This is a genomic window from Streptosporangium sp. NPDC051023 (assembly GCF_040689595.1).
Classification (GTDB): domain Bacteria; phylum Actinomycetota; class Actinomycetes; order Streptosporangiales; family Streptosporangiaceae; genus Streptosporangium.
In genome coordinates, this window is record NZ_JBFBCE010000053.1 from 1 (window position 1) to 10,834 (window position 10,834).

General features: G+C 70.4%; 9 protein-coding genes. 7 read left to right on the forward strand and 2 right to left on the reverse strand.

Going from position 1 to position 10,834, the window contains the following annotated elements; genetic code table 11:
- Positions 1-2,643, reverse strand: a 2,643-nt coding sequence (locus AB0395_RS29775) for a PDZ domain-containing protein (RefSeq protein ID WP_366286737.1), incomplete at its 3' end; no start/stop codon positions are given.
- A 66-nt stretch (positions 2,644-2,709) separates the two neighbouring features.
- Between AB0395_RS29775 and AB0395_RS29780 the strand changes: the two genes are divergently transcribed.
- From AB0395_RS29780 to AB0395_RS29790, 3 genes are all read left to right on the forward strand, one after another.
- Positions 2,710-3,300: a cob(I)yrinic acid a,c-diamide adenosyltransferase gene (locus tag AB0395_RS29780; RefSeq protein ID WP_366286740.1), complete on the forward strand. Its 591-nt coding sequence runs from the start codon at positions 2,710-2,712 to the stop codon at positions 3,298-3,300.
- Positions 3,301-3,458: 158 nt separating this feature from the next.
- Positions 3,459-4,196, forward strand: coding sequence for an ABC transporter ATP-binding protein (locus AB0395_RS29785; RefSeq protein ID WP_366286742.1), 738 nt, complete (start codon positions 3,459-3,461; stop codon positions 4,194-4,196).
- Positions 4,190-6,673, forward strand: coding sequence for an FtsX-like permease family protein (locus AB0395_RS29790; protein ID WP_366286745.1), 2,484 nt, complete (start codon positions 4,190-4,192; stop codon positions 6,671-6,673). Before AB0395_RS29785 ends, AB0395_RS29790 begins: the two co-directional genes overlap by 7 nt.
- A 137-nt stretch (positions 6,674-6,810) precedes the next feature.
- Here AB0395_RS29790 and AB0395_RS29795 read toward each other — a convergent pair whose 3' ends face one another.
- Positions 6,811-7,077, reverse strand: coding sequence for a hypothetical protein (locus AB0395_RS29795; protein ID WP_366286748.1), 267 nt, complete (start codon positions 7,075-7,077; stop codon positions 6,811-6,813).
- Positions 7,078-7,095: 18 nt separating this feature from the next.
- Here AB0395_RS29795 and AB0395_RS29800 point away from each other — a divergent pair, with 18 nt between their 5' ends.
- The 4 genes from AB0395_RS29800 to AB0395_RS29815 form a co-directional block, all read left to right on the forward strand.
- Positions 7,096-7,656: an NAD(P)H-dependent oxidoreductase gene (locus AB0395_RS29800; RefSeq protein WP_366286751.1), complete on the forward strand. Its 561-nt coding sequence runs from the start codon at positions 7,096-7,098 to the stop codon at positions 7,654-7,656.
- 160 nt (positions 7,657-7,816) lie between these two features.
- Complete coding sequence (locus tag AB0395_RS29805; RefSeq protein WP_366286754.1) at positions 7,817-8,122, forward strand: hypothetical protein; 306 nt, start codon at positions 7,817-7,819, stop codon at positions 8,120-8,122.
- A 431-nt stretch (positions 8,123-8,553) separates the two neighbouring features.
- Entirely contained in the window at positions 8,554-8,751 is a 198-nt protein-coding gene (locus AB0395_RS29810) for a hypothetical protein (RefSeq protein WP_366286757.1), read from the forward strand.
- 153 nt (positions 8,752-8,904) lie between these two features.
- Positions 8,905-10,834 (forward strand): helix-turn-helix domain-containing protein (locus tag AB0395_RS29815; RefSeq protein WP_366286759.1); only part of this gene is annotated, 1,930 nt, incomplete at its 3' end.

The following is a 10,834-nucleotide window of genomic DNA, read 5'->3' on the forward strand; positions in this document are numbered from 1 at the left end:
GTCCACGACCAGTGCCTCCAGGGTCATCTCCCTGCGCAGGTCGCGGTGGAACTGCGCCCAGCCCTCCGCGACCATGTCCGGGACGTGCAGATAGCCGACCCGGCCGCCGCCCAGCTCACGGACGTGCGCCCGGCGCCCGGTCACCCAGTCCTGGTAACGCAGGCGACGATCGTCACGCAGCGGTGTGACGACCGTCTTCCGGCCGCCGCCCAGGGTCAGCTCGACCGGCTTGTCCGCCGCGCCGACCAGCAGCGGCGCCGGGCCCTGCGGCGGCACGGGACGGCCGTCGACGGCCAGCAGCACCTCGCCCTGGCCGATCCCCGCCCCCGGTACGGCCAGCGGCGAGCGGGCGTGCACGTCGGAGGACTCGCCGGGCAGCACCCGGTCGATCCGCCAGCGGCCCTCGCCGTCACGGGACAGGTCGGCGCCGAGCAGGCCGACCGGCTCGGAGAGCCGGTGCCCCCAGAAGGCGGGGTAGACGTAGGCGTGCGAGCTGCCCAGCTCCCCGAGGACCTCCCACAGCAGGTCCGCGAAGTCGTCGGAGGTCGCGAGGCGCTCGACCAGCGGCCGGTATTCCTCGAGCACGGCCTCCCACTCGACGTCCGCCATGTCCTCGACCCAGAAGTCGGCCCGCATCCTGCGGCCCGCCTCGGTGTAGGCGTGCCGCCACAGGGTCACCGGGTCGGCGGTGACGCGGATCCGCGACAGGTCCACGGTCGTGTCGTCGCCGTTCTTCCCCGTGACCGGCCTGATCGTGAGGGTGCCCTTGTCCGAGACGACGAGGTGGGTGCCGTCGCCGCTCACCGCGTACCAGTCGAGCTTTTCGACCACCTCCTCGCACTTGCGCTTGGCCAGGTCGTAGCGGTCGAGCGCGGGCCTGGGCGCCTCACCCCCCACCCGGTCCTGGTCCTCGCCCAGCTCGCCCGTCAGCGGCTCGCGCAGCCAGACGATGCCGCCCTTGACCGCGCTGAGCGCCGAGTACCGGCCCTCGGGCACCGGGACCTGTACGACCCTGGCGGCGATGCCGTCGAGATCGACCGTGAGCGGGGCGTCGTCGTCCTTGTCGTCCTCGGGGTCGGCGAAGGGCCGTCCCTCCGAGCTGGGCGCGAACGGCGACGGCGTGGCCGAGGCCAGCGGCACCAGGTAGGGGCGGTAGCCGTAGGGGAAGGACATGTCGAAGGAGTGGGCGTCGTAGATCGGGTCGAAACCCCTGCGCGACAGGAACGCCAGATACTCCCCGGCGAACGCGGGCGAGACATCGACGAACCGCCCGTCGGTGACGTCGGTGACGACCCGGTCGGCCAGCCTGGCCAGCCGGATCCGGCGCAGCGGCGTGGCGTCCGGGTGCGACCAGGCCAGCCAGGCGGAGTCGGGCGACCAGGCGAGACCGCTGATCTCGCCGTTCGCCGCGACCAGCTCGGCGACCTCTCCCGAGGCCACGTCCACCAGGAGGAGCCTGCCGTCGCGCGCGGCCACCGCGATCGTGCCCGCGTCGGGCGCCACGGCCAGGTCACCGACCTCGCCCAGCTCCCCCGCGGCGATCCTGCGGCTCTCCCCGCCACCGGCCGGGGCGATCTCCAGCCCCTGCCTCTCTCCGTCGTCGAAGACCCACACCACCTGGTCCGTGCCGAGAACGCGTGGCTTCCCCGCCCCCAGGCCTGTGCTGAGCTGCCGCGCGGGACCGTCCCTGTGGGTGACCCAGTGCACCGTCCCCTGGACCTCGACCGCACTGGCCCGCCCGGTCGCGTCGACCGCCAGGTCGTGCAGCCGCCATCCGGCGTTGACCTGGTACGGCTGCCGCCCCCTCGGCGGCGAGCCGAGCCCGACGTCGAGCCTGCGCGTCTCCGCGTCGAGCCCGTCGAGCAGGTAGAGGTCGCCCGCGTTCTGGTAGACGATCCTGGTGCCGTCCGTGGTCGCGTGCCGGGCGTAGAAGGCGTCGTGGTCGGTGTGGCGACGCAGATCGGTGCCGTCGAACGCGCAGGAGTAGAGGTTGCCGACGCCCTCGTGGTCGGAGAGGAAGGCCAGGCGCCCGCCGACGAGCATCGGGCTGGCGAAGTGGCCGTCCACCTCCCTCAGGAGCCGCTCGAAGTCCCCGGAGGCCTCGCGCCGTACCCACAGGCGGCCCGCCGTACCGCCCCGGTAGCGCTTCCAGATCGCGGGGTCGCGGGGAAGCGCGGCGGTGAGCAGCACCACCGTCTCCCCGGCCTCCCCGGCGCCGCCGTCCCCCGTGGCCGACAGATCGGCGACGGGACCGTAGGGCAGCCGCTCCGCCTGACCGTCACTGAGCGCGTAGGCCCAGCTCAGCCAGGTGAACGGCTGGCCCGTCGCGCTGATCGCGAGGATCCTGCCGTCCGGCGTCCAGCCACGGGTGCGGGTTCTGGGATCACCCCAGTAGGTCAGCCTCTCGGCCGAGCCGGACTCCAGATCGGCGAGGTGTACCTCGGGATGGCCGTCGCGAACGCTCGTCCAGGTGACCTTGGTGGCGTCGGGAGAGAGCCGGGGATGCGTGGCGGGTGCCCGGTCCGAGGACAGACGCCACGCCCTGCCTCCGTCCGCGGGGGCCGCCCAGACGTCGTCGTCGGCGACGAAGGTCAGCGTCTCCTGGGAGATGTGAGGGAATCGCAGGTAAAAACCAGAAGCCATCGGTAAATCATATTGTCAGCTATCTGACTAATCAGGAGTAATTCTGCGCAAGATACGCTGAGCGTTATGACGCGAGCTGACAGAGACAACCCGGTGGTGCTCTCCAAGATCTACACCCGCACCGGCGACGACGGCACGACCGCGCTCGGCGACATGAGCCGCACCCGCAAGACCGACCCGCGTCTGGCGGCGTACGCCGACGTCGAGGAGGCGAACGCGGCGATCGGCGTCGCCCTCTCGCTGGGCACCCTCGACGACGACGTCACCGCGGTCCTCGTCCGGGTGCAGAACGAGCTGTTCGACGTCGGCGCCGACCTGTCCACGCCGATCACGGAGAATCCCGAGTTCCCGCCGCTACGCGTCGAGCCCTCCTACGTCGAGTGGCTTGAGGCGCGGTGCGACGAGTTCAACGAGCGGCTCAAGCCGCTGCGCAGCTTCATTCTGCCGGGCGGTCCCCCCGCCGTCGCCCAGCTCCACGTGGCGCGGACCGTGACCCGAAGGGCGGAGCGGACCGTTTGGTCGGCCCTTGAGGCGCATGACGACGTCAACCCGCTGACCGCGAAGTACCTCAACCGCCTCAGCGATCTGATGTTCATCCTGTGCCGGATCGCCGCCGACGGCGAGGAGATCCTCTGGAAGCCCGGCGGCACCCGCTGACCCGACCGCGCGCCTCCACCTCGTTCGAAGCCGTCCCGGCGCTCCTACCGTAAGGCCAGCACTACCAACGGATGGGGGTTCACCGGCTCGTTTCCGGAATGTCCGGATCTCTAGCGTAAGAGTGACCAAACGAGAGATCCGGAAACGAGGGACGACAAGTGGCGACGCACGCGGTGCGCCTCAACGCGGTGACCAAAACGTACGGGAAGGAAGTGCACGCGCTACGCGGGGTCACGGTCGACCTGCCCCGGGGCGGTTTCACCGCCGTCATGGGCCCTTCGGGTTCCGGCAAGAGCACCTTCCTGCACTGCGCGGCCGGGCTGGACACCCCCACCTCCGGCACGGTGCACATCGGCGACACGGAGCTGTCGCGGATGAACGAGACCCAGCTGACCGAGCTGCGCCGGGACAAGGCGGGGTTCGTCTTCCAGGCGTTCAACCTGATCCCCTCGCTCAGCGTGACCGAGAACATGCTGCTGCCGTTCCGGCTCGCGGGCACCCGGCCCGACAAGGCCTGGTCGGCCGAGGTGATCAACCGGGTCGGGCTGAGCGAGCGCGCGCGGCACCGGCCCTCCCAGTTGTCCGGCGGGCAGCAGCAGCGGGTGGCCATCGCCCGCGCGCTGGTGACCAGGCCGGAGGTGGTCTTCGCCGACGAGCCGACGGGCGCGCTGGACACCCAGACCGCCGCCGAGGTGCTCGGCCTGCTGCGCCAGGTGGTGAACACCACGGGCCAGACCGTGGTGATGGTGACCCACGACCCGGTGGCCGCCTCATACGCCGACCGGGTGCTGTTCCTGGCCGGAGGCGCGCTGGTCGACGAGGTGTACGCCGCGAGGCCTGAGACGATCGCGCAGCGCATGGCCGCGCTCGGCCGCCTGAGGGCCGTGCCGTGCTGAAACTCGCCTTCGCCACCTCGCGTGGCCGTCTGCTCTCGCTCGCGAGCTCGTTCATCGCGCTGTTGTTCGCCGTGGCCCTGGTCGCCTCGTGCGGGCTGCTCATGGAGAGCGGCATACGCGCCCGCCTCCCGGCCGAGCGGTACGGCGCCGCCCCGGTCGTGGTGGCGGGACAGCAGCAGGTCTTCCGCAAGATGGAGCAGGCCGACATAGGTCAGCCTCTTTCCGAGCCGGTCGCGATCCCGGCCTCCCTCGCCGAGAAGATCGCCAAGGTGCCCGGTGTCGCCAAGGTCGTGCCCGAGATCGGCTTCCCGGTCGGCCTGACCGGCGCCCAGGGGCGTGTGGTCGGGCGCTCCTGGGAGTCGGCCGAGCTCACGCCGTACACCCTGATGAAGGGCCGCGCGCCCGCCGCGTCCGGCGAGATCGTCACGGACGTCACGCTGGGCCGCAAGGTCGGCGAGAAGGTGCGCGTCACCGGCCGGGACGGCGTCCGGGAGTACACCGTGACCGGGATCGCCGGGCCCGGCGTTGCCCGGCAGGCGTCGGTGTTCTTCACCGCGCAGCGCGCCACCGAACTGTTCGCCCGCCCCGGCAAGGTCTCGGCGTTCGGCGTGTTCGGCAAGGTCGAGGGCGAAAGCGAGCGGCTGGCGGAGCGGGTCGAGCGGGCGCTCGGCGACACCGTGACGGTGTACTCGGGCGACCAGCGCGGAATGGCCGAGGAGCCCGCGGCGCAGGGGGGCCGGGAGATGCTCATCGCGCTCAGCGGCAGCCTCGGCGGCGTGATCCTCATGGTGGCAGGGCTGGTGATCTCCGGCGCGTTCGGGCTCTCGGTCCGGCAGCGCGACCGGGAGATCGCCCTGCTGCGGGCGATCGGCGCGACGCCCGGGCAGATCCGCGCCATGATCGGGCGGGAGGCGCTGGTCATCGGGCTCGCGGCCCTCGTGCCCGGACTGCCGTTGGGGGGCGTGCTGGGAAGGTGGCTGTTCGACCAGTTCAGCGCGAAGGGCATGGTGCCGCAGGGGTTCACCCTGGCGGTCGGCCCCATTCCCATGTTGGTCGCGGGTGTGGTCGGGCTGCTCATCGCCTGGCTGTCCGCCCGCGGCGCCGTACGACGCGCCGCCCGCATCAAGCCGACCGAGGCGCTGGGCGAGGCCGCGGTCGAACGCAGGGAACTCGGCCGTGGCCGGATGGTCACCGGTTTGGTCTTCCTCGTCCTGGGCACGGCCGCCTCGGGCGCGGCCATGGTCGCGGCCGGCGAGACGGCCGCGATGAGCGCGAGCGCGATCGTGCTGCTGCTCATCACCGCCGCCGCCCTGCTGGGCCCCTGGCTGGTACGGCTGGCCGCGGGCCTGGCGGGCGGCGTGATCCGCCGGACCTCGCCGGTCGGCGGCTACCTGGCCGTGGCCAACACCCGGACCGCGGCCAAGCGGCTGGCCTCGGTCGCCACCCCGCTCATCCTGATGTTCGCCTTCACCGCGACCATCCTGTTCTCCCAGTCCACCCTGGGTCACGCGGCCGCCGGGCAGGCACTGGAGGGCAACCGCGCCGACTACGTCCTGGAGTCGACAGGACCTGGCCTGTCCCCCGAGGTCGCCCAGGCCGCCCGCGATCTGCCCGGCGTCAAGGGGGTGACCGAGACGATCCGCACCAAGGTGCTCGCCGACACGATCGAACTGGGAGACCGCACGCTGAAGCCGATGGAGGCGATCGGCCTGACCGTCCCCGCCCACGGGATCGACCTCGGCGTCACCTCCGGCTCACTGGACCGGCTGCGCGACAACGGGGTGGCGCTGAGCACCCTGGCCGCCGGCGGCTTCGGCGCCTCGGTCGGAGACACGGTCAAGCTGCTTCTGGGGGACGGCACCCCCGTCAAGCGGACCGTCGTGGCCGTCTACGAGCGCGGTCTCGGGTACGGCGACGTCGCCCTGCCGTACGCGCTGGCGCGCGATCACTCGGCGGCCGGAATGGCCGACCGGCTGTACGTCACCGGCGGCACCAAGGACCGGCTCGCCGCACTGGCCGCGTCGGCCCCCGGCCTGACGGTCCTGGACCGAGCCGGCGCGGGCGCGGCGGTCAACGCGGCGCAGGAGTTCAGCAACTGGGTCAACCTCCTGCTACTTGGGATGATCATCCTGTTCATCGTGATCTCGGTGGTCAACACGCTGGTCACGGCCACCAGCGCGCGGGTGCGGGAGTTCGCGCTGCTGCGCCTGGTCGGCGGCACCCGGCGGCAGGTGCGCGGCATGGTGCGCTGGGAGGCGCTGCTGATCGGCGGGCTCGCGGTGATCACCGGAACCCTGATCGCCGCGCCGACGCTGATGGCGCTCAGCTATGGGGTGACCGGCTCACCGCTGCCACACGTGTCGCCTCTCGTCTACGCGGCGATGGCGGTGATCACGATGGGGCTGGCGTACACGGCGACCCTGACCCCGGCCAGAACGGTGCTGCTCGGCCGACCGGCCGAGCAAATCCGCGGGTGAGTTTCACCCCTCGATCGTCCCCGGGCCGGCACGCGCGACACGCGTGCCGGCGAACCGCTTGAACCGCGCGGACTGCTTGAACCGCACGGACTGCTTGGACCGCGAACCGCGCGGACCGTGGAATCGTGACGGAGGGATCAGCCGCAGCTCGGGTGGTCGCCGGAAGCCTCCTGGTCGTGGCCGGACCCGGGGGCCCGTAGCCGTTCGAGCACCGTGTGGGAGATGTCGGCGAGCACGTCGAGTTGGTCGGCGGTCAGCGGGTCGATCAGCCAGTGGCGGATGTGCGCGATACGGCGGGGCGTCGCCATGGCGATGGCGGCACGCCCCGCCTCGGTGAGCACGACCACCGCGCCGCGCGGAGCCTCGGGGCACTGCTCGCGGATCAGCAGCCCGCGCTCGGCCATGCGGGTGATGCGGATTCCATGCTCAAGATCGGCATCATCATCGGCAGCACCCGGCCGGGCCGTACGGCCGAAACGGTCGCCCGCTGGGTGCGGGACATCGCGGCCAAGCGCGACGACGCCGAGTTCGAACTGGTCGACCTCGCCGACTACAACCTGCCGAACCTGGACGAGGAGAACCACCCGGCGCAGGGACTGTACGCGCGACCGCACACCCTGGCGTGGGCACGGAAGATCGACGAGTTCGACGGCTACGTCCTCGTCACCCCCGAGTACAACCACTCAACCTCGGGGGCGCTCAAGAACGCACTGGACTTCCTGTACCGGGAGTGGAACAACAAGGCGGTCGGCTTCGTCTCCTACGGCGCGGCCGGGGGCGTGCGAGCCGTCGAGCATCTGCGCCTGATCGCCGGGGAGCTTCAGCTTGCGGACGTCCGCGCCCAGGTCGAGCTGAGCCTCTTCACCGACTTCGAGAACTTCACGGTGTTCACCCCCTCCGCCCGTCAGGAGGGCACGCTCACCACGATGCTCGACCAGCTCGTCGCCTGGAGCGCCGCCCTCAGAACCGTCAGGGCCGCCTGACGACACTCCACCTCGTCACTCTCCGCACTCGAAGGGCGACATCCAGCACCGAAACGATGGACTTGTGTGGCCGATGGGACAGAAAAGCATCCGTCGCCACGGAGGTGATTCATGTGGACACTCTCAGTGAGCTTCTTTCTCTCGCGAAAGGAATCCCCTCATGCCTACCGCACGCATCGCCTCCGGCAGCACGCAGCCCGGACAGGGCTGGCAGGCCTACGGCGCCAATGGCATCTTCATCGACGTGGACACCACCTCGGCCCGCTTCACCGGCAGACCCGTCTATGTCACCTCCATCAGCGGCACGGGCGCCCAGTGGAGCCTCGTCGGCCCCAGCGCCGTCTACGAGATCACCGCCACCAAGTTCCGCGTCTATGTGCAGTGGCGCGACGCCACACCGATCTCGCCTGCGACGGCCCAGCAGTACGGCTGGTTCATCCAGTGGATCGGCTACGACAACCCCTGATCCCATCTGAACGAAGATCGGGCCAAGAAGTACGTCAGGGCCCAAGGAAGTCCCGGGAAGACCCAGCGGGAACGGGCAAGGACCTAACGGGGCCGAAGGGGCCCGGCGAGAACCGAAGGCGTCCGCATCGCGGGCGCCTTCGCGTCGTCGAATGCCCTCATATTTCGCTCACACCCCAAAATTAGGACTTTCTCTACCAAAGCCCAATCAGCCCTAAAAGCATATCTATTGCGCATTTCATGGCAGATCGCCCTTATCCCCCCTTACTTGCCGGCAAAAACCAGGCGAGCAAAAGATGCATAACTCGCGAAGCAAGCGGGACCGCTACGCTAATGAATGACCTTCTCTTGAGGCGCCTGCGGGAAAGCCGATGTTGGCTGGACCCCGGGGCGGCGAAATCCATCAGGAGCCGACAGAGAGGGTAAAGGCGGATGACAACATCACAATCCGGCGATGAGCCGGGAAAGGGGGACGAACAGGAGGACACGGCTTCCAGGAAGCCCGCCTCCCACAACCCCCGCGGTAACCGCCTTCGTCGTCGTCTTCGCCTGGTAGTGCAGCTGGGCACGGTGGCCACCGTGCTCGCCAAGCTGTATCTCACCATCCGCGAGGGCTGGCCTGGGCTGTAACGAGCCCAAGCCAGCTAGCGGCGCACCGGGCGGGGGTTCCGTGAACAGTTCCAGCTGGGCCGGGACCTCCGCCTTTTAGTTCCGTCGTCGACTATTACATCGCGACGGCTGAACACCTGACTCTATCTCTACATAGCTAGATGGTATCCGCCGATGAATGATGTTCTCCGTCTTACAGGCGCCACTCTCGACGTGCTCGAAGCCCTCGCCGCCGCCGACGGCCAGACGGTGTACGGCCTGCAACTCGCCGACGCCACCCGGAGGCCGACCGGCACGATTTACCCGCTGCTCGCACGCCTGGAGGAGCGAGGCTGGCTGGAGGGCGGGTGGGAGAGCGGAGACGACACGCGCCGCAGGGGCCCCCGGCGCCGTTACTACCGCGTCACCGGCGACGGCCGCGAGCACATCGCCGCCGCCCTGCGCAGGCGGGAGCGCAAGATCCCCCCACCGCCGCGGACGGCCACCCGGCCTGACCGTCTCGAGCATCCGCCGGGCGCCGGGGTCGGCGCAGAACAGGTCGTCGGCGAGTTCGTCCACGAGTTGCGCACGTTGCGCGAGCGGGCGGGAGGGCCCTCGCTCAGACAGTTGGCCGCGCGCACCTACTACAGCCCGGCCGCGCTGTCCGAGGCGTTCGCAGGCCGTACCCTCCCCTCGGAGAAACTGCTCGAGGCGATCGTCTCGGCCTGCGCCGGAGACTCTCACGAGTGGGCTCTGCGCCGCTCCCTGGCCGAGCAGAGCATCCGGTACGGGATCCGGATCCCATACCGCTTCCAAGACTTCTACCCGCTGGGAGTCCGGTGGGTTCAGGCGGCCCTGCGCCCACAGGGCCTCCAACGGACCGACATCGAGGACATCGCCCAGGAGACACTGCTGGCCGCCTATCAGCGCTGGCGATCGGTGATCCCCAACCTGCGGCAGTGGATACCGCAGCAGGCCCGCCGGATGGCCCTGTCCCTCCCGCGGAGAGCCCGGCAGGCCTGGCATCTGGACGGGACATACGTCCCCGCCCTCGATCTCGACCTGAGCGTTTCACCTCCGCCACCGGGAAACCCCCGCCAGGGAGACGTCGCGGACGCCGTGGTGGCACGGATGTCAGCCGACCACCTGCTGCGGGGCATGGACCGGCGCACAGCGCAGGTCGTCTACCTCACGAGTCACGGCTTCACGACCGCCGAAATCGCCGAACGGCTCGCGATGACGACCGTGGCCGTCGAAGGACGCAGGCGCCGGGTGCGAACCCGCCTGCGGCTCGACGGCGCGCCCCCGATCACCGCGGAGCACGCCGCCTACCTGCGTCATCTCCGCCGCCTGCGCGAAGAGGCAGGCAATCCACCACTGCGGGAGATAGCGGGCCGGGTCGGCTACAGCCACACGCACGTCGCCGCCGTGCTCGCGGGAGCGGTTTCCCTGCCCGGCTGGGAGTTCACCGCGCGGATCGTCCGATCCCTCGGCGGCGAGGCGAGAACGGCGCGCAGACTGTGGGAGGAGGCTCGGCCCCACCGGACACCGGAGAAGCCGGACGATCACGCGAACGTGACGGAGCCGGACAGTCCCGCGGACGTGGCGGCCAGGATCGGGGACACCATGACGCTCTGGAAGCTGGCCGACCACCTGGAACAGGCGGGCAAGACTGCGGAGGCCGTCCGGGTCTGGCGCACCGCGGCCGAGGCCGGCGACACCTACGCGATGGCGATGACGGCCGAACTGCTGGTGCGCCTCGGGGATCGCGACGAGGCCGAGACCTGGCTGCGCCGCGCCGTTGACGCCGGTGACGCCGAAGCCTGGCAAGGACTCATCCGGCTCCTGGAACAGACGGGCCGCACCGAGGAAGCCATCGAGATCTGGCGCCACGCCGCCACCACCGGCGACCTGTCCGCAACCCGCAAACTCACCCGACTCCTCCAACAGGCAGGCAGAACGGAAGAAGCCATCAACGCCTGGCACCGCGCCGCGGACGCGGGCGACGTCGAAGCCCGCCAAGAGCTCACCCGGCTCCTGGAACAGACGGGCCGCACCGAGGAAGCCATCGAGATCTGGCGCCACGCCGCCACCACCGGCGACCTGTCCGCAACCCGCAAACTCA

Bases quoted from the DNA above. Each gene is read 5' to 3' on its own strand.
- AB0395_RS29805 (WP_366286754.1), top strand. From the start codon at position 7,817: ATGCCTACCGCACGCATCGCCTCCGGCAGCACGCAGCCCGGACAGGGC.
- AB0395_RS29810 (WP_366286757.1), top strand. From the start codon at position 8,554: ATGACAACATCACAATCCGGCGATGAGCCGGGAAAGGGGGACGAACAG.
- AB0395_RS29800 (WP_366286751.1), top strand. From the start codon at position 7,096: ATGCTCAAGATCGGCATCATCATCGGCAGCACCCGGCCGGGCCGTACG.
- AB0395_RS29795 (WP_366286748.1), bottom strand. From the start codon at position 7,077: ATGGCCGAGCGCGGGCTGCTGATCCGCGAGCAGTGCCCCGAGGCTCCG.
- AB0395_RS29780 (WP_366286740.1), top strand. From the start codon at position 2,710: ATGACGCGAGCTGACAGAGACAACCCGGTGGTGCTCTCCAAGATCTAC.